Source organism: Bradyrhizobium sp. ORS 278 (assembly GCF_000026145.1).
GTDB lineage: Bacteria > Pseudomonadota > Alphaproteobacteria > Rhizobiales > Xanthobacteraceae > Bradyrhizobium.
The window spans coordinates 5,178,746-5,204,757 of the sequence record NC_009445.1; the positions used below are offsets into that span (position 1 = coordinate 5,178,746).

The following is a 26,012-nucleotide window of genomic DNA, read 5'->3' on the forward strand; positions in this document are numbered from 1 at the left end:
TCCGCCGACGGGATAATACTCTCAGGCACAGCGACAGATGGGGCTTCGGTAGTGTTTTCCGGGACTGGTCCCGAGGAACCGCGCGAGGACCCCTGATGGCTGAACCGGCTGCTGCAACCTCCTCTTCCTCTTTAATGCGAACGCCGCTGCATGCGCTGCATGTCAGCCTCGGCGGCAAGATGGTGCCGTTTGCGGGCTATGAGATGCCCGTGCAATACGCGCCCGGCGTGCTCAAGGAGCACCTTCATACCCGCAGCCACGCGGGTCTTTTCGACGTCTCCCACATGGGCCAGGTCGCCCTGCTGCCGAAGTTCGGCAAGGTCGCAGACGCCGCTGCCGCGCTGGAGCGGCTGGTGCCGCAGGACATCGTCGGCATGTCAGCGGGCCGCCAGCGCTACGCCCAGTTCACCAATGCCGACGGCGGCATTCTCGATGACCTGATGGTGGCGAACTTCGGCGAGCACCTGGTGCTGGTCGTGAACGCCGCCTGCAAGGAGGCCGACATCCAGCTGCTGCGCGACGGCGTGTCCGACGTCTGCGAGGTGCAGCCGCTGGCCGACCGGGCGCTGCTGGCGCTGCAGGGGCCGAAGGCGGCGTCGGTGCTGGCGAAATTCTGTGCAGAGGCCGAAGGCATGCGGTTCATGGATGCGGGGCCGCGCGCGGTCGACGGCCTCGCCTGCTACGTCTCGCGCTCCGGTTACACCGGCGAGGACGGCTACGAGATCTCGGTTCCTGCCGACCAGGCCGAGCAGCTCGCCGAAGCGCTGCTGTCCGACAAGGACGTGCTGCCGATCGGGCTCGGCGCCCGCGACAGCCTGCGGCTCGAGGCCGGGCTCTGCCTCTATGGCCACGACATCGACACGACAACGACGCCGGTCGAGGCGGCGCTGGAATGGTCGGTGCAGAAGGTCCGCCGCAGCGGCGGCGCCCGCGCCGGCGGCTTCCCGGGCGCGGCGAAGATCCTGGCGCAGTTCGACGGCGGCGCGGCGCGTCGCCGGGTCGGCCTGCGGCCGGAGGGCCGCGCGCCGGTGCGCGAAGGGGCCACGCTGTTTGCCACCTCCGACTCGACCGAGCCGGTCGGCAAAGTCACCTCCGGCGGCTTCGGGCCGACTCTGAATGCGCCGGTCGCGATGGGCTACGTGCCGACCACCCTCGCCGCGCCGGACACCCAATTGTTCGCCGATGTGCGCGGGCAACGCCTGCCGCTGCGCGTCGCCGCCACGCCTTTTGTCCCCAACACCTACAAGCGCTGAAGGACGTCCATGACCACGCTGTACACCTCCGACCATGAATGGCTCAGCATCGAGGGCGATGTCGCCACCATCGGCATCACGGACTATGCGCAGGCGCAGCTCGGCGATGTCGTGTTCGTCGAGCTGCCGCAGGTCGGCCGTGCGCTGAAGAAGACGGAAGCCGCCGCCGTGGTCGAATCGGTCAAGGCCGCCTCCGACGTCTACGCGCCGATCACCGGCGAGGTGCTCGAGGTCAACCAGGCCATCGTCGACGAGCCGGCGCTGGTCAACACCGATGCCGACGGCAAGGCCTGGTTCTTTAAGCTCAAGATCGCCGACAAGAGCGAGCTCGGCGGCCTGATGGACGAGGCCGCCTACAAGGCACACACGGCGTGATGCTCCCGCGGGTCACCACACCCGCCGTCATGCCCCGCGCAGGCGGGGCATCCAGTACTCCCGGCGGCAGCGGTCGACCAGAGACGCCTCGGCGTACTGGATCGTCCGCTTTCGCGGACGATGACACCAACTTTGGATCTTCCAGCGAGGCCCTCATGACCACGCCGCTCAAGCCGCTCGATGATGCCGCCACCAGCTTCGCCCGCCGCCATATCGGCCCCTCGCCGCGCGATGTCGCGGCGATGCTGGAGACCGTGAACGCCAAGAGCGTTGCCGAACTGATGGCGCAGACCCTGCCCGGCACCATCCGCCAGGCCGCCCCGCTCGACATCGGTCCCGCCCTGAGCGAGACCGAGGCGCTGTCGCACATGCGCGCGCTGGCGGCGCAGAACCAGGTCTTCACCTCGCTGATCGGCCAGGGCTATGCGGGCACGATCATGCCGGCGGTGATCCAGCGCAACATCCTGGAGAACCCGGCCTGGTACACGGCCTACACGCCGTACCAGCCCGAGATCAGCCAGGGCCGGCTGGAGGCGCTGTTCAATTTCCAGACCATGATCTGTGACCTGACGGGTCTCGACGTCGCCAACGCCTCGCTGCTCGACGAGGGCACTGCGGCGGCGGAAGCCATGGCGCTGGCGGAGCGCTCGGCGCGGGCGAAGACCAAGGCGTTCTTCGTCGATCACAATGTTCACCCGCAGACTTTGACGGTGCTGCGCACCCGTGCCGAGCCGCTGGGCTGGAAGCTGATCGTCGGCGATCCCGCTGGGGATCTCGACGGCGCCGAGGTGTTCGGTGGGCTGCTGCAATATCCCGACACGACCGGCGCCCTGCGCGATCCGCGCGCCGCCATCGCCAAGCTGCACGACAAGGGTGCGCTGGCAATCCTTGCCGCCGATCTGCTGGCGCTGACATTGATCGCCTCGCCCGGCGAACTCGGTGCCGACATCGCGATCGGCTCGGCGCAGCGCTTCGGCGTGCCGATGGGCTATGGCGGGCCGCACGCCGCCTACATGGCGGTGCGCGATGCGCTGAAGCGCTCGCTGCCCGGCCGCATCGTCGGCCTCTCCGTCGATTCGCGCGGGGCGCCGGCCTATCGGCTGGCGCTGCAGACCCGCGAGCAGCACATCCGCCGCGAGAAGGCGACCTCCAACATCTGCACCGCGCAGGTGCTGCTTGCGGTAATCGCGGCGATGTACGCGGTCTATCACGGTCCCGCGGGGCTGAAGGCGATCGCGCGCACGGTGCATCGCCGGACAGCGGTGCTCGCAGCCGGACTGCGCAAGCTCGGCTTCGCGCCGGCGAATGACGCCTTCTTCGACACCGTCACCGTGGAGGCCGGCGCCAACGCCTCCTCGATCATCGCGCGTGCGGAAGCCGAGCGGATCAATCTCGGCCACAACGGCAGCAGGCTGCGGATCGCGCTCGACGAGACCACGACGGCCGATGTCGTCGAAGCCGCCTGGCGTGCGTTCGGCGGCGAGCTGTCCTACGCCGACATCGAAGCCGAAGCGCGCGACGCTGTCCCGGCCGAGTTGAAGCGGCAGCGGCCGTACCTCACCCATCCGGTGTTCCACGCGCATCGCTCCGAGACCGAGATGCTGCGCTATCTGCGCAAGCTCGCCGACCGCGACCTCGCGCTCGACCGCGCGATGATTCCGCTCGGCTCCTGCACGATGAAGCTGAACGCGACCACCGAGATGATTCCGCTGACCTGGCCGGAATTTTCCAGCCTGCATCCGTTCGTTCCCCGCGCGCAGGCGGCCGGCTACCACGCGATGTTCGCCGATCTGCAGGACTGGCTGTGCCGGATCTCCGGCTATGACGCAGTGTCGCTGCAGCCGAACTCGGGCGCGCAGGGCGAATATGCCGGGCTGCTGGCCATCCGCGGCTATCACGCCGCACGCGGCGAGGCTCACCGCACGATCTGCCTGATCCCCTCTTCCGCCCACGGCACCAATCCGGCCTCCGCGCACATGGTCGGCATGGAGGTCGTCGTGGTCGGCTGCGACGCGGGCGGCAATGTCGACCTCGCCGATCTCAAGGCCAAGGCGGAGGCGCACAGCCAAAAGCTCGCCGCGATCATGATTACCTATCCCTCGACCCATGGCGTGTTCGAGGAGCACATCCGCGACATCTGCGACATCGTCCATGCGCATGGCGGCCAGGTCTATCTCGACGGCGCCAACCTCAACGCCCAGGTCGGCCTCGCTCGGCCCGGCGACTACGGCGCCGACGTCAGCCATTTCAACCTGCACAAGACGTTCTGCATCCCGCATGGCGGCGGCGGCCCGGGCATGGGCCCGATCGGCGTCAAGGCGCATCTGGCGCCGTTCCTGCCCGGTCATCCTGCGACCGATGGCAAGACCGCGCATCCGGTCGGGCCGGTCTCAGCCGCGCCCTACGGCTCGGCCTCGATCCTGACCATCTCCTACATCTACATGCTGCTGATGGGCGGCGAGGGCCTGACGCGCGCCACCGAGATCGCGATCCTCAACGCCAACTACGTCGCGGCGCGGCTCGATGCGCATTTCCCGGTGCTCTACCGCAACGAGCGTGGCCGCATCGCGCATGAATGCATTATCGATCCCAGGCTGCTGAAGCAGACCAGCGGCGTCACCGTCGACGACATCGCCAAGCGGCTGATCGACTACGGCTTCCATGCGCCGACCATGAGCTTCCCGGTCGCCGGCACCTTGATGATCGAGCCGACCGAGTCGGAATCCAAGGCCGAACTCGACCGCTTCTGCGACGCCATGATCGCGATCCGCAAGGAGATCGCCGAGGTCGAGCAGGGCCGCTTCACCATCGAGGCCTCGCCGCTGCGCCATGCGCCGCACACGGTGCACGACATCGCCGATGACGAATGGAGCCGCGCCTATCGCCGCAGCGAGGGCTGCTTCCCGGCGGGCAGCTCGCGCACCGACAAATATTGGTGCCCGGTCGGCCGCGTCGACAACGTCTATGGCGACCGTAACCTGGTGTGCTCGTGCCCGCCGGTCGAGGACTACGCGCAGGCTGCGGAGTGAGACCGCCGGCTCTCAAGGTCGCTTGAAAATCGGAAGCCGGGTGCATCACACCCGGCTTTCAGTTTGCTGAAAAGATCCGTCCCGCAGTCGCTCCAACGAAAACGGGCGCCGCAGTCAACCGACCGGCGCCCGCTCCGCTTTGGCTTTCGGATCGCCCGCGAGCCCTACTCCTCCGCCGGCTCCTCTCCGTCGGCGTCGCGCTCGGCGGCGCCGGCCAGGATCTGCTCGGCGATCAGGCCGGAATTCTGGCGAATGGCCGCCTCGATCTTGGCGGTCATGTCGGGGTTCGCCTTCAGGAACGATTTCGAATTCTCACGCCCCTGCCCGAGCCGCTGGCTGTCATAAGAGAACCAGGCACCCGACTTCTCGACGATCCCGGCCTTGACGCCGAGATCGAGGATCTCGCCCATCTTGGACACGCCCTCGCCATACATGATGTCGAACTCGACCTGCTTGAACGGCGGCGCCAGCTTGTTCTTGACGACCTTGACGCGGGTGGTGTTGCCGATCACCTCGTCGCGCTCCTTGATCGCGCCGATGCGGCGGATGTCGAGGCGCACCGAAGCATAGAACTTCAGCGCGTTGCCGCCCGTGGTGGTCTCGGGCGAGCCGTACATCACGCCGATCTTCATGCGGATCTGGTTGATGAAGATGACCATCGTGTTGGACTTGTTGATCGAGGCCGTCAGCTTGCGCAGCGCCTGGCTCATCAATCGCGCCTGCAGGCCGGGCAGCGACTCGCCCATCTCACCCTCGAGCTCGGCCTTCGGGACCAGCGCCGCCACCGAGTCGACGACCAGCACGTCAACGGCACCGGAGCGGACCAGCGTGTCGCAGATCTCCAGCGCCTGCTCGCCGGTGTCCGGCTGCGAGATCAGGAGCTCATCGATGTTGACCCCCAGCTTGCGCGCATAGACCGGATCGAGCGCATGCTCGGCATCGATGAACGCGCAGATGCCGCCCTTCTTCTGCGCCTCCGCCACTGTATGCAGTGCCAGCGTCGTCTTGCCCGACGATTCAGGCCCGTAGATCTCGACGATGCGCCCCTTCGGCAGGCCGCCGATCCCCAGCGCGATGTCCAGCCCGAGAGAGCCCGTCGACACTGTCTCGACGTCCATCGAGCGGTCGTTCTTGCCGAGCTTCATCACCGAGCCCTTGCCGAACTGACGCTCGATCTGGGACAGCGCTGCCGAGAGCGCCTTACTCTTATCCATGGAGGAACCTTCGACGATACGCAGGGCGGTGGCGGACATTGGCGCTCCTTATGGCGGGGATTCGCGGGATGGACAAATGGTTAACGAGGGCGGGCAACAATCTTGAGGTGAATGTACCTGATCTGTTCTTTGTTCGCAATATGTTCTTTCGCCCATTGGCGACTTCAGAACCTCCGGCTGTCGATGCAGATCTCGGTGGCCGACGAGGCCCCACGAGCAGCCGCGCCACCCTCAGAAAACTCGCGAAGTCACGGATCGCGAGCGCCGCGGGATGACAGACAATGGTGCGGATGGCGCTGCAGCTCTTTCCTCGAATGCGACGACTCGGCCTCTACCAGAAATTGTAGATGCGCCGGACGCTTGCCACGCCTTTCCCGTCGTGTATCCGGAGAGAGCGATCCGCTGCTCGCGAGAACCTCATGACACCTCACTCGAATCACGCCGTCACCCTGTGGCGCCCCGTCGGGCCGTAGGAAATCGCCTTGATCCAGGCGACGGGCATGCGCGCGTTTCCGCCGCGCCTGCCCGAACAGCCGATCTTCTATCCGGTTCTCACCGAGGACTACGCGGTGAAGATCGCGCGCGACTGGAACGTGCCGGCCAGTGGCAGCGGTCATGTCCTGCGCTTTCAAGTCCGAAGAGAGTTCATCGACCGCTATGAGGTCCGCGAGGCCGGCGGCCGCGATCATCGCGAGTACTGGATTCCGAGCGAGGACCTCGCGGAGTTCAACGCGGCCATCGTCGGCACCATCGCGCTCGTCAAAAGTTTTCCATGAAACAACCGGACTTCCGCTGACGTCCGAACACCGCACGCCCGTGGTTCTCCTGAGAGGAACGAAGTTCCTGCGCGCCTTCTGCTTTTGTTCGGCTCATCGATTGAGCAGGCGCTTGAATTTGGTGCAGCTTCGGACCGCACCAGTCGGTTCCATCTTTGATCTACGTCGAGTTGAGTTTGCTGTGAGTTCAACGCCAGACCGTTGCCGGGACTCTTCTTGTCAGGCGAGGATGTCGAGGATTGAACTCCTGTTTGCTGCGACGACACGAGATCATGGCATGGCCGGTTTCACCTCCTCTATCGCCGCAGGAGCAAGCCGTCACCTGCAGCAGAGGATGATGGACGACATGTGACCCGAAGGGCGCGGCCAATCCGATGTGTTCGGATGTCGGCAGCGATGTCATCCCAACTGCGCGCGACAACCGTTTCTTTCGCAAAAGGAGCTGTTGGAACTGAGCTCATGCATCTCGAGTAGCGGTCTTACATTCGAGCACAACAATCGTTGTCATAAACTTTTGGTTGTGGTAGCAAAACACGTATTGAACATGACAGCGAATTTTAAATGGCCCCGGATTTGTTTGTTCGTGTTCGATTTCGTGCGGCGCATGTCGAACAGTTTACTCGTTCGATAGCGTTGTTTTGTCCTTCCAGGTATCCGGAGGGAGCATCTGCGATACCACCGGCAGGCTCGTCGAACGTCGGCGCACGGCCCTGAAACCATCCGCGCCAAAGAAAGCCTTGGACCCAGGTCAGGTCCAAGGCTTTTGACGCTGGGCGAGCACTGGCGACGCCTACCGCGTCGCAATCGCGCCGGCGCGGACCTCCGATCTACGCTAGGCGCGCTTCGCCGTTCTAAGTGCCGAACTCGGCAACCTTGATTTGACGCAAGGCGCGCATGCCAGTGCGCGAGTAAGTTGATCACGTCACTGCCGAACTGCCCTGGTCGGGAAGCTGCGACGCTGACCTCGAGCCTCGGATCAGCGATCCGAGGCTCACGCGTCGGCCGCATATGTGTCGGCGCACTGCTGAAAATGCCGCGTCTTTGATGGCGGCCAACTAACAGCGGCCCTTTATCGAGCGCCGCGAGCGACCGTATTTTACCGGAATTGATCCAAGCGGCGTTTGCGCCTCCATTTGCGTTGCGTACATCAAACCCAGCGGCCTGGGGCGGTCAGGGCTCACCGGTTTTGGCAATGCCGCTCTATTTCTTTCGTATCCGTAACGGCCACTTCTCAGGCGCGTCCGAGTATGGGACTGAATGCGCCGATCGCAATGCAGCGTGGAAAGAGATGACCACGGTCTGCGCCGACATGGCCAGCAGCATCTCGCGCAAGCTCGCCGAAAACTCTGAGTGGCAGATGGAGTTGCTCGACGAGACCCGGCAACCGGTGTTTCGCATCCGGATCGTCGCTGAGTCGCTGGATCAGGCCTGACACCAGCTTGCCCCCACATCCCTCGCCGATTCTGGATTGCGCTCCCGCCATCCGGCAATCCCGGCTTGCCGAGATGGGTGCGACTGCCTGTCATTTCGGCATGCGTACTTGATCCAGATCAAGTAGCCAGTTCCAATCCTGCCTGAAACTTAAATCTGTATGGGTAATCTGATCTTCAAATGTCCGCGAACCGGCATGAACGTGCAGCATTGGCTTGAAGAGCCGAAGCCGGGCGATCCCGCATGCGCCTATGAAACGGTCGTGTGCAAGGCCTGTACGCGGCTTCACTTCATCAACCGCGACACCCGCAAACTGCTCGGCGAGAGGGAGTGAGCGGCTGACCGCACGGATCAGTCAGCGCTCGGGAGTCGCCGCATCGTGAACTCGATCGCGCCGTCGGGAAGCTCGCGCCAGCTTTCGACCGCGCTCATATAGCCAGCCTTGGGATAGCGGGTCAGATAATCGCGGGCCTTGGCGCGCGCCTCTTCCCGAGGCAGCGTGAACGTGTCGCGCACGTAGCCATCATGCACACGGCTGTCTTCGTTCCGGCGCCGGGCCGCCATCCGGCTGGCAATGTCTCGCGGGCGCAACCCCATCGACGAACTCCAACGCGTTACACCCCGTCAATATAGACGAGGCCGCGCGGAATCCGAGTCATCATGCGGGCCGGACCGGGTTAAACGGCCTGCCCCGGGGATCAGTTGGTGCTGGCGCCCGTTTTGGGCTTCTTGGCCGCCGTGGTCTTGACCGGAGGCGTCGTCTTCGGCTGTTCCGCACTGCGCACATTGCCCCAGGGATCGGAACTGGCCTTGGCGTCCGGGATCTTGCGGATGGTTTCCTTGTAGGCCTTCTCGCGCTCGACTTCCGCCTCTTTTTCCTCGGGAGTCTTGGCTGGACCATCCGCGAGCAGGTTGACGTTCGGCATCTGGGCTCGCGCAGGCACGCCCCAGGCCCAGCTGGTCAGCAAGGCGACCGCCATCGTCACGATCAGCTTCTTCATCGGCTACTCCCCGGTATCCGTCGCCTTATACCATTGCCGTGCCAGGCGCCAAGGGTGGATCGGCGCGTCATCCGCCGTGTCTTGGCGTCGCGCTTCGATGATCTCGCGCCGTCGCGCCGGACTGTCACCCGAACGGCTTTCATCATAGGATTCGAACTCCGGCCTTTTCAAGCCGCAGGCCGGTGGCCATGGGATAGCTGCCCCATTCGGAGTGGCCCGGCTGACGCCCGCTAAGAGCATAAAGATACGGACTGGGAGGACCTCGCGCGTGCAGAACGACACCCCTGATTTCACCATCGACCAGGCGCGACGCATCCTCGACGACGTGTTTGCCCCCTGGATCAGGGATCTTGCCCTGACCGTCCAGGACATCACGCCATCGGCGCAAGGCGAGCCCGGGGCCATCCTGCGCATGCCGTTTTCATCCCGGCTGTGCCGCGACAATGGCGTGGTCTGCGGCCAGGCGCTGATGGCCTTCGCCGACACCGCGATGGTGATAGCGATGGTGACCGCGAGCGGAGGCTACCGGCCGATGACCACCGTCGATCAGACCACGCACTTCATGCGCGCAGTGGTCACCTCCGACGTGCTGGCGGAGGCACGCGTGGTCCGGATGGGACGAACCATGAGCTTCGGCCGGGTGACGCTGACGAGTGCCAGCGACGGCAAGCCCGCGGCCATGGTGTCGAGCGCCTTCGCGATGCTCTGAGCCGGCGGAATCGGAACGCCTAACGGAACCTGAACACAAGACGCGGCCTTTGACCGGGCTGATTTACCGCGCTGAAACACGGACATGCTCTATTTTACGCATCTTTGACGCGAAAGGTGAGGCCATCGGCATCGGGTTACAGGCCATGAGCGAGACGACTGACAAGCGCATCGCGCCCCGGCATCGGGTGCTCAAGCAAGGCAGGCTGGCGTTCGACAGCGGCGGCGTTGTCGATTGCACCGTCCGCAACATGTCCGAGACCGGCGCACGCCTCGAGGTGGTCAGCCCGCTCGGTGTTCCCAAGAGCTTCACGCTGATGATCCCCGCCGACAAGTTCACGCGGCGCTGCCACCAGGTCTGGAGCCACGACAAGCGGATCGGCGTCGCCTTCGACTGATGCGACGGCCGCGCGGGTCGGGTTGGCCATCGTTGCCCGACCCGCGCGACGGAGGCGTCGCGAAAGCCCTCAGTACCCGTAGCCCCGACGCGTCGGATAGCTCTGAGGGCCGCGTGTGTAGCCACCGCCGCCATATCCGCCGCCGATACCGATCCCGATGCTGACCGGCGGCACGACCCGTACCGGCGGCCCGTAATACTCCCGCGGCGGCGGAGGCGGTGCATAGACCACGACATCGTCTCCGGGATCACGGCGTGGCAGACGGGCTGCCCGCTTCGGCGGATCATCGGCGCGCTTCCTCGCCGGCTTCTCCTCGACTCGCTTGGGCGTCTCAGCCTTGCGGGTTGGCGTCTGCGAGCACGGACACGTCGGTCCGGCTGTGGCGCTGGCCGAAACGATCGGCGGCGCGGCCGCCGGAATTGCTGCATTGGCTGCCGCGACGACCGGCGTCACCACCGGACGATTGCGCAGACGCTCGATCAGCTTGCGCGCGGTCGGCGTCAGATCGCTGTCCGGATAGCGATCGAGAAAGCCCTGATAGGCGGCAACCGTGTTGATCAGCACAGCCTCATTCCAGGCGGCCATGCGGTTGTGCAGATCGAGCCATTGCCGCGCCTGCGGCCCATAGGGCGCCGCCGTGTAGAGCGTGACGAAGGCCTCATAGGCCTCGACGCTGCCATCGCCGACGATGATCTCATTGGCCGCCTCGATCGGCTTGCCCTGCAGGCTGCGCTTCCATTCGTCGACGCTGCGCTTCACCGCCTCCGGCCGCGGCGCGGCATTGGCAGCACTGACATCGGCCGCGGCGATGAAGCGGAAATCCTCGGTCAGCGACGAGGAATCCCATGGCGTCTGCCGCCCCTCCGTCGCCTTGTTGACCGCGACGCGCACCCGCTTGAACGCCTCCTCGATCGGCAGCCCCGGCTCGCGCGCCGCCTGCAGCAGCGCTGTGGTGTAAGGACTATTGGCGCCGTTGCCGTCCTCGGCCTCCGCACCGGGCGATGTCGAGTAGGACAAGAATGTGCCGGGCGCGCCGCTCTTGGTGTCGAGCAGCGCCAGGCCCCGGCCCGCGCTCTGATTGATCGCCGGGAACGGATTGTTGCGGCAGGCATCCAGCAGCAGGATACGCATCCGGCTCGGTACCGAGTTGAGCGTATTGAGAAGATCGTTGAGTCGCACCGCCTGCAGCGGAATATCCGCCTCGCGGCGTGGATCCACGTCTACTGGAACCAGATAGTTCTCGCCGTCGATCTGCAGGCCGTGGCCGGCGTAGAACACCAGGGCCACCGTGTCAGGCCCCTTGCTCGCGATCTTGGCCGCGAAATCACCGACCTCGCGGTTGAGATCGCGCTGCGACAGGTCGGCAGCATTGGTCACGTCGAAGCCGGACTCCTCCAGCATTTTCGCCATCGCCTTGGCATCGTTCGCCGGATTGGGAAGTGGGGTCACCGAGCGATAGGCCGATTGCCCGATCACCAGCGCGAGCCTGCTGGTTTCGGCCATGGCGGACGACATGGCGGATGACAAACCGGCCAGCAGGCCGCCTGCGACCAAGGCAGCCCTGAGGGCGTGGCGAAACATGGCGATCTCCAATCTGCGCGTGACGTGCCAGTTGGTCGAGATGGTTTGCGACCCGGTTCATCGTCGAGCGCAAATGTCTTTCGACAATGCCGGTCCGTCGAGGCGCAATGCCGCGCGCTGGCGGACATCATTGCTGCACGAGATTCCCGCAGCATTGCCGTGATGCGCAACTAGCGTCCGCCGATCCGGGGGGCAGATGGATCATGCGGCTGACGGCATCACAGATGGGGCTGTTCGCGGCTCTGCTGCTATCCGGCTGCGCCGCCGACAGCCAGTCCCGCCTCCCAGCATTCATGCGCGTCAGAGACCCGGAACCGCCACCTCCCGAAGCTCCGCCTGACGTCGCCCTTCTTGTCCGCAAGAACCTCGACATGATCTTCGTGGCCACCAGCCTGCCGCGCGATCTCGAGGCCACATCCGCGAGACGCACCGATCGCGGCGATGCGTGGACCGCTTGCGTTCGCGCGCAGATCGTCTCGGTCGCCGGTGCGCCGCTTCGGAACCAGACCTACAAGCTGACAATCCGGCAAAACGAGATCATCGACCGACGGCGCGCGATGGCGGGCGACGATTGTGTTTCTGAAGATTACCGCCCGATCATGCCGACGAAGTGATGCAACTCGAAGGTGACGACCTGAGCATTGTCGACCTCAGCTGATCACCACCCGTGACCGTCCGGAACCTGCTACCATTTCGAGCGATAGTGTTAGTTCTTAGCTAACGCAAACCAACGACCGGCCAGCGAACGAATGGGCCAAATTTAACGATTCCTCCGCATCATTTCATGCGCAAGTGCGGAATGATCCCGGACCAGTTCTTCATGAACGTTCATCTCGTTGGCGATGACAAGGCCAAGCTCGCTCTGCTTCGCGGCATGCTGGCGGAGCGATGCTCGCTCACATCCGAACTCATCGGTGACGCCGATATCAAGAGTCGCGACATCGACGCCATCGTCGTGGCGGCGGATCTGCGCGATGTCGACAACATCGCTGCGTTGAAAGAGATATCCGACCGGCTCGCCCGCATTCCGCGCCGCATCTTCCTGACCAACCACAAGTCTCGCCTGTCGACGGTCCAGGCCTATGCGCTCGGTGCGACGAGCGTGCTGTCGAGCACGCCCAGTCGCAATCAGTTGCTGGGAAAGCTGCTCGACGCGCGACCGGATTCGGCCGCCAACAGCGTCGCCGTCGACGGTCGCCAGGCTGCGTTCGCAGGTGCGTCCAGCATCGCCTCGATGTTCGCCGCGGTCCTGGGCGGCACGGAAATCAACATCGAGGAAACGCGCCGCGCGGGCAAGCACATCGCCGAATGCATCGCTGAAAACGGCCTTTCCGACTGGCTCGCGACCGTTCGCCGCCACCATGAGGGCACCTATCAGCACTGTCTGCTGGTGACGGGAATCACCGTGGACTTCGGCCTGAGCCTCGGCGTTCACAGCTCCGATCTCGAGCGGCTCTACATGGCCGCGATGTTCCACGACATCGGCAAGGCCACGATCCCGCTCACCATCCTCGACAAGCCGGGCCGTCTCGACGTCAAGGAGCGCGCGCTGGTCGAGACTCATCCGTCGGCAGGCTACGACGCTCTGAAGGACAACGAGGCGATCAGCGTCGAGGTGCTCGACGCGGTGCGCCACCATCACGAGTTTCTCGACGGCAGCGGCTATCCGGATGGACTGATGGATCACAACATCCCGGATCTGACACGCATCCTCACCATCTCCGACATCTTCTCGGCCCTGATCGAATACCGCAGCTACAAGCCGGTAATGGCGCGCGAGAAGGCTTATGAGATCCTTCAGGGCATGGAAGGCAAGCTGGAGAAGCCGCTGGTCGGCGCGTTCCGCGACGTCGCGCTGATCCGTTGAGCGGAACTCCGATCATGGTCAATACGTGGTAAAACGCGCAGCGCAAATCTGAACTGATCGGCAAGGCCTATCTTGGCAGCTTTGCAATAGCATCGACCCTGTGAATGTGCGTCCTTGCGCATTCAGGGGGTGTCGGGACGTGGCTGATATCGTTGATCACACGATTGCGCATGCGTCGCCAGCAGCAGGCCGGCGCGGCTTGAGCGCGTCGTCGCCAGCTTTGGTGCCGCTCGATGCGGTCACCGAGACCGCATGGCGGCAGCTCGCGGGGCGTGTGCTGGAGCCGAACGGCTACTACCTGCCCGACTGGGAAAGCGCGGTGAACGCGTCCGCACGCGGCCGAACTGGAGCCTCGGCACTGTGCGCCTGGAGCGACGATCCGTCCTCGCGGCTCATTGGGCTGATGCCGGTCACGTCGCTGTGGCGCGCCTGTCGGCTGCCGCTGCCTGTCCTCGCCAGTGGCCATCCATACGGCACGCTCTGCACACCGCTGCTCGACGCTGACAGCGCGGAGCCCGCAGCATTCCGGCTGCTGGATACGGCACGGCGCGCGGGCGCCCGCGCGCTTCTGCTCCGGGACATGTCGGTCGAGGGTCCTGTGATGCAGGCGTTCGACACCGTCCTGCGTCGTCAGCGCCTGCGATCACGCGTCCTGCAGTGCTATGAGCGCGCCTTGCTCGATGCGACGGTGGACGGCGAAACGGTGCTGCATGACGGGCTCGGTGCCAAGAAGCTGAAGGAGCTGCGCCGCCAGCGTCATCGGCTGGCTGAGCACGGCGCGGTCCGCGTCGCGATTGCACGCGCGCCCGGCGAGGTCGCCGCAGCTCTCGAGACCTTCCTCGCGCTGGAGGCCAGCGGCTGGAAGGGGCGCCGCGGCACCGCCCTGATCCAGCATGACGGCGACGCCGCCTTCATCCGTCGAGCAGCACCGACGCTGGCCTATCATGGCGCCTGCGAGATCATCAGCTTCTTCGCGGGCGAGACCGCTGTCGCCGCCGGTCTCGTGCTGCGCCATCAGGACCGCGCCTTCTTCTTCAAGCTCGGCGTCGACGAGCGGTTTGCAAAGTACTCGCCAGGGGTTCAGCTGACGCTCGAACTCACACGTCACCTCTGCAACGACCCGACGATCAGCTCCGCCGACTCCACCGCCGGCCCGGACCATCCCATGATCAACCCGATCTGGCGCGGGCGGCTTTCAATCGGCGACGTGCTGATCCCCCTCTATGATCGCGATCCGGCGGTCGAGATCGTCCACGCCGCACTGATCGCCCGACGCGAGGCACAGGCCCTGGCACGGCGCTCGGTTCACACGATCCGCGGCTGGCGGAAGCGCCGGATGGCTACTCCGCAGCCTCAGCGTTGATCTCCGCGGACACCTGACGGATTGCGCGCGCGAGCATCTGCGGATCCTGCGCGCCGGAGACGGCGTACTTCTGCGCGAACACATAGGTCGGCACGCCGGAGATGCCTTTCTCCGCGGCCTCCTGCGCTTGTCCCGACACCAGAGCCACATCATCCTCGGTCGCCAACATCTTGCGAACAACGGCCGCATCGAGCCCGCAGTCCGCGGCCGCCTGCACCAGCACCTCCACGTCGGTGAGATCGCCGCCGTCGCGGAAGTAAAGCTCCATCAGTCGCTGCTTCATCTCAGGCGCCTTGCCGATCTGGCCGGCCCAGTGGATCAGACGGTGGCAATCGGTCGTGTTGGGCTGGCGCGCGACCTTGTCGGGCCGATAGCTCAGCCCCTCCTGCTCGGCGGCGGCGACGACGCGGCCGGCGATGCCCTTGTAGGCCTCGACCGACCCGAACTTGGTGGTCAGATATTGCTCGCGGCTGATGCCCTCGCGCGGCACCCAGGGATTGAGGAAGAACGGCCGATAGTTCAGCTCGACCGGCACGTCGGGAACGAGCTTCAGAGCCTCCTCGATGCGATGCTTGCCGATGTAGCACCAGGGACAGACGACGTCGGACACGACGTCGATGGTCAGCGGCTTCAGGCTCATGCGCGTCGCTCCGGGTTCGCTTGGCGTTCCGCCCAAGATAAGCCTATGCCACGCCGGCACAAGCCAGAGTCACAGCGAGGTAACCATCTCCTTCAGCCTGGCGGCGGTCAGGTCATCGGCCGGGAAGAAGGTTTCCAGCGCCAGCTCCGACAGCGTGATGTCCACAGGCGTGCCGAACACCATGGTCGTCGAGAAGAAGCTCAGCACGTCCGCCCCGACCCGCAACCGCAAGGGGATGGCGACGCTGTCGACGGCGAGCGGCGCCGATCGCGCCGGGATCGGATAGGACTTCAGCTCCTCGTAGAGCTTCAGCAGACCGGCGTCCGCCGTCGCCTCGCATTGCCGATGCAGGCGCTCCAGGAGATGCCCGCTCCATTCGGGCAGGTTCACGGTCCGCGCCGCCAGCCCTTCGGGATGCAGCGCGACCCGCAGCACGTTCAGCGGTGGCGCCAGCAAACGCTCCGGGACGCCGGCCAATAGCGGCGCGATCAGCCGGTTGGCCGCGACCAGGTTCCAGTGCCGGTCGACGGCGACGGCCGGGTTCGGCTCATGGGCCTTGAGCACCAGGTTCATCGCCTCGCGGGCCGGCTTCAGCGCCGGATCCTCCAGCGGCCGCTGCTGGAAGGCGGGCGCATAGCCGGCGGCCACCAGCAGCACGTTACGTTCACGCAGGGGCACGTCCAATCGCTCCGCCAGCTTAAGGACCATGTCGCGCGACGGCGCGGCGCGGCCGGTCTCCACGAAGCTCAGATGCCGCGCCGAGATCTCGGCATCGAGCGCGAGGTCGAGTTGCGACAGATGCCGGCGTTGCCGCCATTGCCGCAGGTGCTCGCCGACATGAACGGGTTTGGCGCGGTCGGCGCGCGCCGAAGCGAGCTGTGTCATGGGCAGAAGAGCTATCACGAGGACGTCAGCGCCTCCATGACCTGCCAGGTAATCGAATTGCCCCGCGCCGCCGGCCATCCTCCACATCAGAGGAGATGACGATGCGCAGGCAGCACCGTCCCGAGACCTTCGCTTTCACGACCCTCAGCCGCTGGCTGGCCGGCCTCGCGACAACGCTGCTCGCACGCTCGCTCAACCTGCCAGAGCCGCTGCTGCACGCCACGGGCAGCCTCGTCGTCGCGCAGGTCAGCGAGATCGAGGCTCGGGCCGCACGCTCGCTGTGCCCGGCGCGCCTGCGTCGTCGTTTCCTCGCCTGGTTCCGTTGAAAACCCCCTCACCGCACCGAAGGAGACTTGCCATGATCGTTTCGTCCACCCTGCTGCGTCGCGCCCTGATCGCCGACGCCGTGTTCAGCGGCATCGCCGGCCTCGCGCTCACTTTCGACGCGTCGCCGCTGGCGGCGTTGATGCAATTGCCTGAAGCGCTGCTGCGCGAGACCGGCCTGTTCCTGATCGTCTATGCGAGCGTCGTCGGCTGGCTCGGCTCGCGCGCGCTGACGCCGAAGCCGCTGATCCTGCTCGTCATCGCCGGCAATGCCGCCTGGACCGTCGGCAGCATCGGCTTGTTGTTCTCCGGCCTCGTGACGCCGAACGTGCTCGGCGAGATCTTCGTCGCGGCCCAGGCCGTGGGAACAGGCGTGTTCGCCGAGTTGCAGTACATGGGGTTGCGTCGGAGCACGGAAGCGCTGACGGCTTGAGCCGCGGAGATGACGTGCGCCGGCCGCTGCGACGAGCGGCCCGGCGCTCGATCTCCGCTTGATTTGACATGCATGGCGAAAGCATCCTTGGCATCGTTGCAAGCCGACAGGAGACCGCCGCGATGCCGCCGCATGTCAGCGGGACGGAAGGTTACGCCGCCGAGGCGGATAGCCTTTTCGTGCGTTACGAAAGCATCCCCTCCGAGCAGGCGCATGCCGCCGTACTTCACCTGCTGCCGAAGTCGCCCGCGCGCGTGCTCGACATCGGCGCGGGCACGGGGCGCGATGCCGCATGGTTCGCGAGCCTCGGGCATCGGGTGGTCGCGGTCGAGCCGACCGACGCGCTGCGGCTGCGCGCGATGCATCTGCATGCGTCGCCTGCGATCACCTGGATCGATGACAGCCTGCCAGAGCTCGCCGCGCTGGCGGACGGCGACGAGCAGTTCGATCTGGTGATGATGACCGCCGTTTTCATGCATCTCGACGAGGTGCAGCGGCGACGCGCGCTGCCCAATATCGCCGCGCGGATCGCGAGCGGCGGCCGACTGATCATGACGCTGCGGCACGGGCCGGTGCCGCCGGGACGACGAATGTTCGAGATCGACGCCGAGAGCGTCATCGCGCCGGCACGACAGCTCGGTCTCAGCCTTGAACTCAACCGCGACGGCGCGTCGCTGAACAGAGAAAACCGGGCTGCGGGAGTGACCTGGACGACGCTTGCGTTCAGCAAACCGGGATGAGCGGCGCTGGACGCGAGCTCGCCCGATCAGGCCGCCTTGGCGCGGGTCAGGGTCTTCGCGGGGCTGGACTTGGTCTTGACGCGCTTGCCGGCAGCCGGCCGGCGGCTCTCCGCCTTGGCCCGCGTTGAGGTCTTCGCTTTCACGCGCTGCTTGGACTTGACCGTCTCTTTGGGAAGCTTGTCGGACGTTTTCTTGGCTTTCTTCTTGGCCTTCTTCGCGGCCTTCCGCTCGTCCTTGGCCTTTTGCTTGGCGCGCTCCGCGCGCGCCTCGGCCTTCTTCTTCGCCCGCTTCTTCTCGCAGGCGTCGCATTTGCAGCCGATCGGCTTCAGATAGGCTTTGAAGTAATCGGTGCCGTAATCGTAATTGATCTCCTCGCCCGGCGCGATGTTCTTGATCGCGCGGATAAAGATCTTCTTCTTGCGCGGCTTGACGTCCGACTCGGCGTTCGGCTTGCACGAATGATTGATGTAACGGGCGACGTTCTCGCGGACCGAGCCGTCGATGGTCCAGCGGTTGTCGAGCTCGAACAGATATTTGTTCTCGATCGCATCGTCCTCGGCCTTCTTCGAATCCAACAGCGGTCCGAAGTAGCGGATGATCTTGGTGCCCTTCTTGATCGGCTGGGTGGCGAACAGACCGAGCCCCGTCTTTGAGCGGCCGATGCGATAGGGTTTGGTCGAGGGGATGACAGGCATGATCTATGGGAAGAGATGGACCTCGCGAGGTGGACGTTCTAGGATAAATTCACGGCGCTGTCAGGTGTTTCCCTGCCCTGTTTCGCGCCGTCCCCAGCTTGCAACACCCCGCGCCGCACGATTCTAAGGACAAAGTGAGGGTCGTCGGCGCGCGCGATCGACGTCGCGCAGTCCTAGCTGCGGTTTGAGCCCTTGTCCTTGATGCGGTGATAGCGGGCGAGCAGCCGCTCGCCCTTGGCGGCGATCTTGCGCGCGGCGGCCACGGTGCGCGGCACCGGCTCGCCCCAGGCATGGGCCGACAGCGCCAGTCGCGTCGGACGCCCGTTGGCGTCGACCAGCGGCGGCAGAGGATCGCGGCCGTAGAAGCGCACCGCCCAGCTGCCCTTGCGGCGCATGTCCTGCGGCGTCATCTCCGACATCGTCTTGGTAACGCCGGGGCGCAGATGCGCGCCGTCGCGTTCGGCGAAGGCCCGTCGTCCCGCCGCGGTCAGACCGCCGCGCGGATCCTTCTCGCGTTTGCGCGCCGCAGGCTTGCGCGTCTTTGCCTTGCGCGGCGGGGCGCGCTTGGCAGACCGCGTTTTGGCCGAGGAGGCCGTGCGCGTCCTGCTCCGTGCCGTCTTGGTCGTGGCCTTCTTGGTGCTGGCCTTCTTAGTCCTGGCCTGCGCCGATCGTTTGCGACCACTCGTCTTGGTCTTGCCAGCCTTCTTGGCCGCAACGCTCATGTTGTCGACCAGATTGGGATAGGGCCGCCCGGCGCGGCGCGCTCGCGACTTGGCCGTCGCCTTCTCGGACAGGGTCAGATGCTTGGAGGGCTTGCCCGCGCGCTTGCGCGGATTGGCCTTGCTCCAGGGAGTGCGGGGTGATCGTGCCATGCGTGATCAACGCATGACGCGCCACCCAGTTTCCCGCGTGTCGAACTAGCTCCCGGGCGGCAGCCTCGGCACCGTCGCACGCAGCATCGCGTCGAGCAGCGAATCGGCATCGGTTCCCGGCGGCAAGCGGCGCAGGATGTCGGTGAGACGGCCATCGAGCAGCAGCATCGTGTAGCCATGCACTAGCGACCACGCGCGCGCGATCGCTGCGGCCTGATCGATCGACAGGTCCTCGCCGCCGGCCTGGCCCTCGCCGCGGGCCGCCACCGAACCTGCCAATCCCGCGAACGAGGCCTCGGCAGCATCGTGCAGCGACGGGCGCGAATAGTCGAGCCGCTCGGTGCGGAACATCAGTCCGTACATGCCGGGATTGGCCTGCGCGTAGGCGACATAGGCATGCGCCCGCGCCATCGCCTTGTCGATCGGCGTGCCCGGAGACTCGCCTGCTGCCTTCATCGCCGCGTTGAAGCGCGTGAAGCCGATCGCCGCGAGCTCGCTGACGAGGCCGGTGAGATCCTTGAAATGATGCGTCGGCGCGGCATGCGACACGCCCGCCTCGCGTGCAACGGCGCGCAAGGTGAGCCCCGCAAGCCCGTCGCGCTCGAGCACGCGCTCGGCTGCCTCCAGCAGCGCCTCCCGCAGCGCACCGTGATGATAGGGCGTCACGACCTCCGCGGCACGGCGCGGGCGCGCTCGGAGCGAGGGTGTCGCGGCGCGGCGTGGCCGGGCCCGAAGCTGTTCAGTCTTGGTGCTCATGAGCCTCCTTATACAAGCAATTTTGACAGCGTAAAGATTTAGCTTGACCCGCGACGTTCCTGCCGGTAGGTTTATCTTTACATCGTAAAGATAAAGTGGAGGAACGATCATGATCAACGGCGCACACCCCGCCGGGCAGACCCGCAGCGGACGCAACAATCTCGCGCCGATCCCGTTCGAATGCGACGCGCCGATCCTCAAAATCACCGGCGAGCTGCCGCGCGAGCTCAACGGCACGCTCTATCGCAACGGTCCGAATCCGCAGTTCGACTCGCCCGGCGCGCACTGGTTCGTCGGCGACGGCATGCTGCACGCCTTCCATCTGGACAACGGACGCGCATCGTATCGCAACCGTTGGGTCCGCACGCCCAAATTCGAGGCCGAGCGCAAGGCGGGCCGCGCGCTGTTCGGCGGCTTCGGCCGCAAGCTGGCCGACGCGCCTTCTGACCTCACCGATGGCGGCGTCGCCAACACCAACATCATCTCCCATGCGGGCAAGCTGCTCGCGCTCGAGGAGGCGCATCTGCCGACCGAGATCGAGCCGGGCACGCTCGCGACCAAAGGCTATCAGGATTTCGGCGGCCGCCTGCGCGGCGCCTTTACCGCGCATCCGAAGACCGATCCGGTGACCGGCGAGCTGCTGTTCTTCGGCTACAACGCCGCGGGCCCGCTGACGCCGGCGCTGACCTACGGCACGATCGACGCCGCCGGCCAACTGACGCGCCTCAATCGTTTCGAGGCGCCCTATGCCAGCATGGTGCATGACTTCATCGTCACCGCCAACCACGTCCTGTTTCCAATCCTCCCGCTCACCGGCAGCATGCAACGCGCGATGTCCGGCCGGCCGCCCTACGCGTGGGAGCCCGACAAGGGCGCCTATATTGGTGTGATGAAGCGGAGCGGCGACATCAAGGACATCGTCTGGTTTCGCGGTGACGCTTGCTACGTCTTTCACATCATGAACGCCTGGGACGACGGTCACCGGATCACCGCCGACGTCATGCAGTTCGACGAGCCGCCGCTGTTTCCGCATCCCGACGGCCGCCCTACCGATCCCGTGAAGTCGCGCGCGCGGCTGTGCCGCTGGAGCTTCGATCTCGCCGGTAACACCGACCGCTTCACGCAAACCTATCTGGACGATCTCACCGGCGAATTCCCCCGCATCGACGACCGCCGCGCGGGGCTCGCGAGCCGCCACGGCTGGTACGCCTGCGCCAATCCCGATGGACCACCGTTCGGCGCCCTCTCCGGCCTCGCGCATGTCGATTGCGTCGGCGCGCGACGCGCGACATACCTGCTGCCGGACGGCGACAGCCTGTCGGAGCCGGTGTTCGTGCCGCGCAGCCCCGAGGCGCCCGAAGGCGACGGCTGGCTGCTGACGGTGGTGTGGCGCGCCGAGACAAACACGTCCGAAATCGCGGTGTTCGGCGCCACCGAGATCGGCGCCGGGCCGATCGCGCTGGTCCATCTCGGTCACCGCGTGCCCGACGGCTTTCACGGCAACTGGGTCGGCGCCGCCTGACCCGGCATCGCCGCCACTTCCTGCGCAAGCCCCAACCGCACACCGGCATTCAGGATGTCACCATGAAACACGCATTGATCGAATTGGGCACCGACTTCCTGTCGGCCATTTTCTTTCTCGTGCTCTACCTCGCCACCGGCAGCGTGGTCGTTGCGACATCGGTTGCGATCGGGGTCGCTGTCGCACAATTCGCTCACGCGAAGATCCGCGGCCAGCAGCTCGGCTTCATGACCTATGCCAGTCTCGGACTGGTCATCGTGCTCGGGGCGATCACGCTGATCACCAACGATCCGCGCTTCATGTTCGCCAAGCCGGCCATCGCTCATTTCGCCGTCGGCGTCATCATGCTCAAACGTGGCTGGCTGCTGCGCTACGTTCCTCAGCTCGTGACCGACAATATCCCTGACGCCGTCACAGTGGCGGGCTATGCCTGGGCGGCGCTGATGTTCTCGCTCGGGCTCGGCACCATAGCCGTGGCGCTGAGCGGTGACCTGAAGCTGTGGGTCCTGTACATCTCGGTGGTCGCGGTCGGCGCCAAGATCGCAGCTTTCGCGATCCAGTACGTCGTCTTCCGCCTGCTGGTGATCCGCCGGATCCGCGCCGCCCGCGCGGCGGCCTGACGCCGGATCAGACGCCATATTGTCGGCGGCACCGGCCCTCGCTCTGTCGACGCCAGGAGCAATTCGCCGAGACGCCGCCCTTCGCGGCCTCGCCTGCCGGCAACCCCTTGATAACCATTCCAGTTGCGTCGCTCCTCACAAGATTTTGACACTGTCAAGATTCCTCTTGACCAGGAACGCTCGGGCCCGTACTCATCTTTGCACTGTAAAGATTAGCTCGGGAGGAGCCGCGATGACGATCTTCCTCATCCTCGCCCCGTACGGCGTCTACGCCGCGCTGCTGACGGTCGTCTCGGCCACGCTCAGCCTGGTCGTGGGCGCCGCGCTGTGTCTGGCGGTGGTGATGCTGGATGTGGTCAAGGGCCGCTCGGTCAAGATTCTCGGCCTCGGCTCGGCCATCGTGTTCGCAGGCGTAGCGGCCTACCTTCAGCTCATCGATCCCGCGATGACCGCCTCGGCGGTGCGGATCGCGGTGGACTGCGGCATTTTCGCGCTATCGCTGGGCTCGATCCTGCTGCGCAATCCCTTCACGCTGCAATATGCCCTCGAGGCCGTGCCGGCCGAAACCGCCGCCATGCCCGGCTTTTTGCGCGCAAATTACGTCATCACCGGCGCCTGGACGCTTTCGGCGCTGCTGATGATCGTGGGCAACCTGATGACGCTCTACGTCCCCGGCCTGCCGTATTGGACCGGCCTCGCCATTGCCTTTGCTGCACGCAACAGTGCACTTTATTTCACGCGCTGGTATCCTGAGTATCGCAGGACAAAGGACATCGCCGCGCAGACTGCCGCCGCAATGTCCGGCCAGGATTCGTGACGGTTGGGCCCAGGGAGACGTGCGTGAAAGACGTGTTTACGAAGCTGACGGCCGATTTTCTCTCGGCCGCCGTCTTCTTCATCCTCTACATCGCCACCGATGACGTCGTGCTGGCCACCGCGGCCGCGGTCGGCGTCGCCATTGTCCAGGTGGTCTGGGCGCGCATCAAGGGCGTCAGCCTCAGCTTCATGGCCTATGCCAGCGTCGCGCTGGTGATCGTGCTCGGCGGGGTCACCTTGCTGACCAATGATCCCCGCTTCATGTTCGCAAAGCCCGCGATCGGCCACTTCGCCATCGGCGTGATCATGCTCAAGCGCGGCTGGATGCTGCGCTACGTGCCGCCGATCGTGTCGGAGACCATCCCGGAATACGTCACCGTCGCCGGCTATGCCTGGGCGGCGCTGATGTTCGCACTCGGCATCGGCACGGTCGCCGTCGCCATGACCGGCGACATCAAGCTGTGGGTGCTCTACATTACCGTCGTCGCCGGCGGCGCCAAGGTCGCCGCCTTCGCGCTGCAGTTCCTCGCGTTCCGGTTCGTCGTCGCCAACCGCCTGCGCGCCGCCAGAGCTTGAGCAATGGCTCGAACAAACGCCTAACGACGGCTTGATCGCCGCATTGGGATTATCGGCAAAGATGCGCTATAGGGGCGCGCGACGGCCCGCGCGCTGATGCGTCGGGCCCCGGCATGGCAACGCCAGGAGAACGATCGATGGCAGTGGACGGCAACTGGAATCTGACCTTGAATACGCCGATGGGCGAGCGCAGCGCGACGTTGAGCCTGACGAGCTCGGGCTCGACGCTGACCGGCACCCAGGCGGCCGAGGGCGATTCCGCCGAGATCTTCGACGGCACCGTCAACGGCGACGACGTCGCCTGGAAGGTCTCCATCACCAGCCCGATGCCGCTGACGCTCGACTTCAAGGGCAAGGTCGCCGGCGACACCATCTCCGGCGAGATGGGAATCGGCTTCATGGGCAGCTTCCCCTTCACCGGCGCCCGCGGCTGATCGGCATTTGTAGGGTGGGCAAAGGCGCGCCCCGCTACCGCCGCAATGCCGGTGACCTCGCACGCGCCGTGCCCACCATTCTCTTCGATTACGCCGATAGACGGTGGGCACGCGACGCCTGACGGCGCCGCTTTGCCCACCCTACGCTGCCTCGGCACCCTCCGCCGTCGTCCTGGCCTCCGAGCCGGGATCCATACGCCGCGGCGAATCTCATGGGCAAAAAAGCCGATCGCCAGTCTGCCTCGAACCGCTGCCGCGGCGTATGGGTCCCGGCTCGAGGCCGGGACGACGGCGAGTTTTTCCGCCGGCATTTCCGCTTCACATCTCAAACAGCCTGGGACAAGCGTGCGCGGCCTCGCGGCGGACAACGCCCGAGTGATGCATCGTCATGCCCTTCGACAGCGCAAAGGGCGCAGGGAAGGCCAGGCGTCGGCTGACGCCTGCGGCCCGCCTGCGAGAAAGAATGCAGGCGGCAGGTACCACAGGTGCAGCCGGGAAACGCCCGGCCTCCCCTGCGCGATGGTCTTCACGGTTATACGCAGTCTCCCTGGTGCGCCGGCTTTTTGGCCACCATACCGGGACAATGCTTTGCGCATTGCGCGGGAGACACCAGCTTCGGGGTGTCAGGACGCTGCGACTTCCCGTCCGCGCCGAGCCGTTCGTCCGCGCATCACAAGGATACGCTGCGGCTCGCTTGCGGCCATCGCTCCCCGCCCCGCGTGTCGTGACGATCGCGCGCAACGCCCCTTCGCAGTGGAGCGGGATGCAGGGAGATAATCACGATTTCCGGAAATTAGCAAGCAAGTTTTTGTTTTTTCGGAATTTTGACTCGCGTCGCGCGCGCCTGATGCGGATCTGCCGGAAATGTGACGCACTCTCCCCGTCATTCCGGGGCGTGCGAAGCACGAACCCGGACTCCATCGGGCGACAGCAGACGCAGCCCGATGGATTCTGGGCTCGCCGCGCTATGGGCGTCGCCCTAGAATGACGGCGGGGATTGTGGTGACCATGGTGCCCTGTCCATGCGTCAAAACCAGATCTGCATTGGGACGTGATAATCATCACGCAGCGGCTCGCCCTCGGGCGCGCAACCCGCGCAGTCGCGCGCCGCGAGCGCCACGGCGCAGGCGTCGAGCACGTCGTCGGGTTTGGCCCCGGTGCCGCGGCGGGCGCGGGTCAGCCAGTCGTCGATGTCGGAGAAGCCTGCAGCGACTAACAGGTCGCGCCGCAGCCTGGCGCCCTGCTCCGTCTTCTTCGACGGCAGCGACGTGCCGTTCAGGCGCAGGAACACCAGCTCTGGATGCGCCTCGCGAATGTCGCGGTCGCGGTGCGCGCGGACGAAGGCGTCGACCTCCATGATCTTGCGGCCGAGATGCCAGAGCTGGCGCGAGGCGCGGGGCTGGCCGCGGCGGGTGGCTTCAGCGTTGGCGTCATCGGGATCGGTGTAGTTCTCCCACAGCCAGCGCCGCGCGCCGGTGAACACGCGGGAGCGATGCGGCGCGAGCTTGTCGCGCGCGAGCGTGTCGCAGGCACGGTTGCCGTTGTCGGTCATGCCAATCGGGATGTCGATCGCGGCGCGTGTGAAAGGAGATGCAAGGGCGATGGAGATGTCAGCGGGAAAGCTGATCGCGCTGCGGTCCCCGTCAAGAGAGACCACGACCCAGCCATTGCGGAAGCCATCAAGTCCGAGAAACATCCGTCAC

Annotated in this window: 29 protein-coding genes; 19 read left to right on the forward strand and 10 right to left on the reverse strand. The window is 65.6% G+C overall.

All coding sequences use genetic code 11. The features are described 5' to 3' along the window. The first annotated feature begins 95 nt into the window (after nucleotides 1-95). The 3 genes from gcvT (at nucleotide 96) to gcvP (ending at nucleotide 4,657) form a co-directional block, all read left to right on the forward strand. On the forward strand, nucleotides 96-1,253 hold the full coding sequence (gene gcvT, locus BRADO_RS23150) for a glycine cleavage system aminomethyltransferase GcvT (protein WP_012028624.1): 1,158 nt from the start codon (nucleotides 96-98) through the stop codon (nucleotides 1,251-1,253). Nucleotides 1,254-1,262: 9 nt separating this feature from the next. Beyond that, on the forward strand, nucleotides 1,263-1,628 hold the full coding sequence (gene gcvH / locus BRADO_RS23155) for a glycine cleavage system protein GcvH (RefSeq protein WP_012028625.1): 366 nt from the start codon (nucleotides 1,263-1,265) through the stop codon (nucleotides 1,626-1,628). Nucleotides 1,629-1,783: 155 nt separating this feature from the next. Further along, a complete protein-coding gene (gene gcvP / locus BRADO_RS23160; protein ID WP_012028626.1) occupies nucleotides 1,784-4,657 on the forward strand; it encodes an aminomethyl-transferring glycine dehydrogenase in 2,874 nt (957 codons plus the stop codon). Nucleotides 4,658-4,821: 164 nt separating this feature from the next. On the opposite strand, the gene recA is transcribed toward gcvP, so the two are convergent. Beyond that, a complete protein-coding gene (gene recA, locus BRADO_RS23165; protein ID WP_012028627.1) occupies nucleotides 4,822-5,910 on the reverse strand; it encodes a recombinase RecA in 1,089 nt (362 codons plus the stop codon). 443 nt (nucleotides 5,911-6,353) lie between these two features. On the opposite strand from recA, the gene BRADO_RS23170 reads away from it, so the two are divergent. The 3 genes from BRADO_RS23170 to BRADO_RS35490 all read left to right on the forward strand — a co-directional run bounded on the left by BRADO_RS23170 (nucleotide 6,354) and on the right by BRADO_RS35490 (nucleotide 8,412). Further along, entirely contained in the window at nucleotides 6,354-6,647 is a 294-nt protein-coding gene (locus BRADO_RS23170; protein ID WP_012028628.1) for a hypothetical protein, read from the forward strand. A gap of 1,192 nt (nucleotides 6,648-7,839) precedes the next feature. Then, nucleotides 7,840-8,079: a hypothetical protein gene (locus tag BRADO_RS23175; RefSeq protein ID WP_015665825.1), complete on the forward strand. Its 240-nt coding sequence runs from the start codon at nucleotides 7,840-7,842 to the stop codon at nucleotides 8,077-8,079. A 159-nt stretch (nucleotides 8,080-8,238) separates the two neighbouring features. Further along, entirely contained in the window at nucleotides 8,239-8,412 is a 174-nt protein-coding gene (locus BRADO_RS35490) for a hypothetical protein (RefSeq protein ID WP_006610147.1), read from the forward strand. A gap of 17 nt (nucleotides 8,413-8,429) precedes the next feature. Here BRADO_RS35490 and BRADO_RS23180 read toward each other — a convergent pair whose 3' ends face one another. Continuing rightward, nucleotides 8,430-8,675 (reverse strand): hypothetical protein, encoded by a 246-nt coding sequence (locus tag BRADO_RS23180; protein ID WP_041756828.1) that lies wholly within the window; start codon nucleotides 8,673-8,675, stop codon nucleotides 8,430-8,432. A 101-nt stretch (nucleotides 8,676-8,776) separates the two neighbouring features. Beyond that, entirely contained in the window at nucleotides 8,777-9,079 is a 303-nt protein-coding gene (locus BRADO_RS23185; protein ID WP_041756830.1) for a hypothetical protein, read from the reverse strand. A 268-nt stretch (nucleotides 9,080-9,347) separates the two neighbouring features. Here BRADO_RS23185 and BRADO_RS23190 point away from each other — a divergent pair, with 268 nt between their 5' ends. Both BRADO_RS23190 and BRADO_RS23195 read left to right on the forward strand, forming a co-directional pair. Further along, nucleotides 9,348-9,788 (forward strand): PaaI family thioesterase, encoded by a 441-nt coding sequence (locus tag BRADO_RS23190; protein ID WP_012028632.1) that lies wholly within the window; start codon nucleotides 9,348-9,350, stop codon nucleotides 9,786-9,788. 145 nt (nucleotides 9,789-9,933) lie between these two features. Then, the gene (locus BRADO_RS23195) at nucleotides 9,934-10,185 is read left to right on the forward strand and encodes a PilZ domain-containing protein (RefSeq protein WP_012028633.1); all 252 of its coding nucleotides are present in this window, start codon (nucleotides 9,934-9,936) and stop codon (nucleotides 10,183-10,185) included. 69 nt (nucleotides 10,186-10,254) lie between these two features. Here the strand turns inward: BRADO_RS23195 and BRADO_RS23200 are convergent, their stop codons facing one another. Then, nucleotides 10,255-11,766: a caspase family protein gene (locus tag BRADO_RS23200; protein ID WP_012028634.1), complete on the reverse strand. Its 1,512-nt coding sequence runs from the start codon at nucleotides 11,764-11,766 to the stop codon at nucleotides 10,255-10,257. Between the two features lie 203 nt (nucleotides 11,767-11,969). Here BRADO_RS23200 and BRADO_RS23205 point away from each other — a divergent pair, with 203 nt between their 5' ends. The 3 genes from BRADO_RS23205 to BRADO_RS23215 all read left to right on the forward strand — a co-directional run bounded on the left by BRADO_RS23205 (nucleotide 11,970) and on the right by BRADO_RS23215 (nucleotide 14,996). After that, nucleotides 11,970-12,380 carry a hypothetical protein gene (locus BRADO_RS23205; protein ID WP_050781038.1) on the forward strand — a complete coding sequence of 137 codons (411 nt, stop codon included), beginning with the start codon at nucleotides 11,970-11,972 and terminating at the stop codon, nucleotides 12,378-12,380. Between the two features lie 206 nt (nucleotides 12,381-12,586). Continuing rightward, nucleotides 12,587-13,633, forward strand: coding sequence for an HD-GYP domain-containing protein (locus tag BRADO_RS23210; protein WP_041757687.1), 1,047 nt, complete (start codon nucleotides 12,587-12,589; stop codon nucleotides 13,631-13,633). 139 nt (nucleotides 13,634-13,772) lie between these two features. Next, nucleotides 13,773-14,996 (forward strand): GNAT family N-acetyltransferase, encoded by a 1,224-nt coding sequence (locus tag BRADO_RS23215; RefSeq protein WP_041756832.1) that lies wholly within the window; start codon nucleotides 13,773-13,775, stop codon nucleotides 14,994-14,996. On the opposite strand, the gene BRADO_RS23220 is transcribed toward BRADO_RS23215, so the two are convergent. Together BRADO_RS23220 and BRADO_RS23225 are read right to left on the reverse strand one after the other, a co-directional pair. After that, nucleotides 14,974-15,636 carry a DsbA family oxidoreductase gene (locus tag BRADO_RS23220; RefSeq protein ID WP_012028638.1) on the reverse strand — a complete coding sequence of 221 codons (663 nt, stop codon included), beginning with the start codon at nucleotides 15,634-15,636 and terminating at the stop codon, nucleotides 14,974-14,976. The two genes, BRADO_RS23215 and BRADO_RS23220, sit on opposite strands and share 23 nt — an antisense overlap. Before the next feature lie 69 nt (nucleotides 15,637-15,705). Continuing rightward, complete coding sequence (locus tag BRADO_RS23225) at nucleotides 15,706-16,521, reverse strand: helix-turn-helix domain-containing protein (protein WP_012028639.1); 816 nt, start codon at nucleotides 16,519-16,521, stop codon at nucleotides 15,706-15,708. A 101-nt stretch (nucleotides 16,522-16,622) separates the two neighbouring features. Here BRADO_RS23225 and BRADO_RS23230 point away from each other — a divergent pair, with 101 nt between their 5' ends. The 3 genes from BRADO_RS23230 (at nucleotide 16,623) to BRADO_RS23240 (ending at nucleotide 18,018) form a co-directional block, all read left to right on the forward strand. Next, complete coding sequence (locus BRADO_RS23230; RefSeq protein WP_012028641.1) at nucleotides 16,623-16,847, forward strand: hypothetical protein; 225 nt, start codon at nucleotides 16,623-16,625, stop codon at nucleotides 16,845-16,847. 32 nt (nucleotides 16,848-16,879) lie between these two features. Beyond that, nucleotides 16,880-17,278, forward strand: a complete 399-nt coding sequence (locus BRADO_RS23235) for a hypothetical protein (protein ID WP_012028642.1) — start codon at nucleotides 16,880-16,882, stop codon at nucleotides 17,276-17,278. 122 nt (nucleotides 17,279-17,400) lie between these two features. Beyond that, nucleotides 17,401-18,018: a bifunctional 2-polyprenyl-6-hydroxyphenol methylase/3-demethylubiquinol 3-O-methyltransferase UbiG gene (locus tag BRADO_RS23240; protein WP_012028643.1), complete on the forward strand. Its 618-nt coding sequence runs from the start codon at nucleotides 17,401-17,403 to the stop codon at nucleotides 18,016-18,018. A 26-nt stretch (nucleotides 18,019-18,044) separates the two neighbouring features. Here the strand turns inward: BRADO_RS23240 and BRADO_RS23245 are convergent, their stop codons facing one another. The 3 genes from BRADO_RS23245 to BRADO_RS23255 form a co-directional block, all read right to left on the reverse strand. Beyond that, entirely contained in the window at nucleotides 18,045-18,713 is a 669-nt protein-coding gene (locus tag BRADO_RS23245; protein ID WP_012028644.1) for an SET domain-containing protein, read from the reverse strand. A 173-nt stretch (nucleotides 18,714-18,886) separates the two neighbouring features. Beyond that, a complete protein-coding gene (locus BRADO_RS23250) occupies nucleotides 18,887-19,585 on the reverse strand; it encodes a DUF6321 domain-containing protein (RefSeq protein WP_012028645.1) in 699 nt (232 codons plus the stop codon). Nucleotides 19,586-19,630: 45 nt separating this feature from the next. Next, nucleotides 19,631-20,341 (reverse strand): TetR/AcrR family transcriptional regulator, encoded by a 711-nt coding sequence (locus tag BRADO_RS23255; protein ID WP_012028646.1) that lies wholly within the window; start codon nucleotides 20,339-20,341, stop codon nucleotides 19,631-19,633. 109 nt (nucleotides 20,342-20,450) lie between these two features. Here BRADO_RS23255 and BRADO_RS23260 point away from each other — a divergent pair, with 109 nt between their 5' ends. The 5 genes from BRADO_RS23260 (at nucleotide 20,451) to BRADO_RS23280 (ending at nucleotide 24,309) form a co-directional block, all read left to right on the forward strand. Further along, on the forward strand, nucleotides 20,451-21,863 hold the full coding sequence (locus BRADO_RS23260) for a carotenoid oxygenase family protein (protein WP_012028647.1): 1,413 nt from the start codon (nucleotides 20,451-20,453) through the stop codon (nucleotides 21,861-21,863). Between the two features lie 62 nt (nucleotides 21,864-21,925). Continuing rightward, entirely contained in the window at nucleotides 21,926-22,483 is a 558-nt protein-coding gene (locus BRADO_RS23265; protein ID WP_012028648.1) for an inner membrane-spanning protein YciB, read from the forward strand. A 232-nt stretch (nucleotides 22,484-22,715) separates the two neighbouring features. After that, entirely contained in the window at nucleotides 22,716-23,300 is a 585-nt protein-coding gene (locus BRADO_RS23270; protein ID WP_012028649.1) for a hypothetical protein, read from the forward strand. A 23-nt stretch (nucleotides 23,301-23,323) separates the two neighbouring features. Further along, a complete protein-coding gene (locus tag BRADO_RS23275; protein WP_012028650.1) occupies nucleotides 23,324-23,875 on the forward strand; it encodes an inner membrane-spanning protein YciB in 552 nt (183 codons plus the stop codon). 137 nt (nucleotides 23,876-24,012) lie between these two features. Then, on the forward strand, nucleotides 24,013-24,309 hold the full coding sequence (locus BRADO_RS23280; RefSeq protein ID WP_012028651.1) for a hypothetical protein: 297 nt from the start codon (nucleotides 24,013-24,015) through the stop codon (nucleotides 24,307-24,309). A 1,027-nt stretch (nucleotides 24,310-25,336) separates the two neighbouring features. On the opposite strand, the gene BRADO_RS23285 is transcribed toward BRADO_RS23280, so the two are convergent. Then, nucleotides 25,337-26,005: a DUF429 domain-containing protein gene (locus BRADO_RS23285; RefSeq protein WP_083794947.1), complete on the reverse strand. Its 669-nt coding sequence runs from the start codon at nucleotides 26,003-26,005 to the stop codon at nucleotides 25,337-25,339. Nucleotides 26,006-26,012: the final 7 nt, after the last annotated feature.

Bases quoted from the DNA above. Each gene is read 5' to 3' on its own strand.
- gcvT (WP_012028624.1), top strand. From the start codon at position 96: ATGGCTGAACCGGCTGCTGCAACCTCCTCTTCCTCTTTAATGCGAACG.
- gcvH (WP_012028625.1), top strand. From the start codon at position 1,263: ATGACCACGCTGTACACCTCCGACCATGAATGGCTCAGCATCGAGGGC.
- gcvP (WP_012028626.1), top strand. From the start codon at position 1,784: ATGACCACGCCGCTCAAGCCGCTCGATGATGCCGCCACCAGCTTCGCC.
- recA (WP_012028627.1), bottom strand. From the start codon at position 5,910: ATGTCCGCCACCGCCCTGCGTATCGTCGAAGGTTCCTCCATGGATAAG.
- BRADO_RS23175 (WP_015665825.1), top strand. From the start codon at position 7,840: ATGCCGCTCTATTTCTTTCGTATCCGTAACGGCCACTTCTCAGGCGCG.
- BRADO_RS35490 (WP_006610147.1), top strand. From the start codon at position 8,239: ATGGGTAATCTGATCTTCAAATGTCCGCGAACCGGCATGAACGTGCAG.
- BRADO_RS23180 (WP_041756828.1), bottom strand. From the start codon at position 8,675: ATGGGGTTGCGCCCGCGAGACATTGCCAGCCGGATGGCGGCCCGGCGC.
- BRADO_RS23185 (WP_041756830.1), bottom strand. From the start codon at position 9,079: ATGAAGAAGCTGATCGTGACGATGGCGGTCGCCTTGCTGACCAGCTGG.
- BRADO_RS23195 (WP_012028633.1), top strand. From the start codon at position 9,934: ATGAGCGAGACGACTGACAAGCGCATCGCGCCCCGGCATCGGGTGCTC.
- BRADO_RS23200 (WP_012028634.1), bottom strand. From the start codon at position 11,766: ATGTTTCGCCACGCCCTCAGGGCTGCCTTGGTCGCAGGCGGCCTGCTG.
- BRADO_RS23205 (WP_050781038.1), top strand. From the start codon at position 11,970: ATGCGGCTGACGGCATCACAGATGGGGCTGTTCGCGGCTCTGCTGCTA.
- BRADO_RS23210 (WP_041757687.1), top strand. From the start codon at position 12,587: ATGAACGTTCATCTCGTTGGCGATGACAAGGCCAAGCTCGCTCTGCTT.
- BRADO_RS23220 (WP_012028638.1), bottom strand. From the start codon at position 15,636: ATGAGCCTGAAGCCGCTGACCATCGACGTCGTGTCCGACGTCGTCTGT.
- BRADO_RS23225 (WP_012028639.1), bottom strand. From the start codon at position 16,521: ATGACACAGCTCGCTTCGGCGCGCGCCGACCGCGCCAAACCCGTTCAT.
- BRADO_RS23230 (WP_012028641.1), top strand. From the start codon at position 16,623: ATGCGCAGGCAGCACCGTCCCGAGACCTTCGCTTTCACGACCCTCAGC.
- BRADO_RS23235 (WP_012028642.1), top strand. From the start codon at position 16,880: ATGATCGTTTCGTCCACCCTGCTGCGTCGCGCCCTGATCGCCGACGCC.
- BRADO_RS23240 (WP_012028643.1), top strand. From the start codon at position 17,401: ATGCCGCCGCATGTCAGCGGGACGGAAGGTTACGCCGCCGAGGCGGAT.
- BRADO_RS23245 (WP_012028644.1), bottom strand. From the start codon at position 18,713: ATGCCTGTCATCCCCTCGACCAAACCCTATCGCATCGGCCGCTCAAAG.
- BRADO_RS23250 (WP_012028645.1), bottom strand. From the start codon at position 19,585: ATGGCACGATCACCCCGCACTCCCTGGAGCAAGGCCAATCCGCGCAAG.
- BRADO_RS23255 (WP_012028646.1), bottom strand. From the start codon at position 20,341: ATGAGCACCAAGACTGAACAGCTTCGGGCCCGGCCACGCCGCGCCGCG.
- BRADO_RS23260 (WP_012028647.1), top strand. From the start codon at position 20,451: ATGATCAACGGCGCACACCCCGCCGGGCAGACCCGCAGCGGACGCAAC.
- BRADO_RS23265 (WP_012028648.1), top strand. From the start codon at position 21,926: ATGAAACACGCATTGATCGAATTGGGCACCGACTTCCTGTCGGCCATT.
- BRADO_RS23270 (WP_012028649.1), top strand. From the start codon at position 22,716: ATGACGATCTTCCTCATCCTCGCCCCGTACGGCGTCTACGCCGCGCTG.
- BRADO_RS23280 (WP_012028651.1), top strand. From the start codon at position 24,013: ATGGCAGTGGACGGCAACTGGAATCTGACCTTGAATACGCCGATGGGC.
- BRADO_RS23285 (WP_083794947.1), bottom strand. From the start codon at position 26,005: ATGTTTCTCGGACTTGATGGCTTCCGCAATGGCTGGGTCGTGGTCTCT.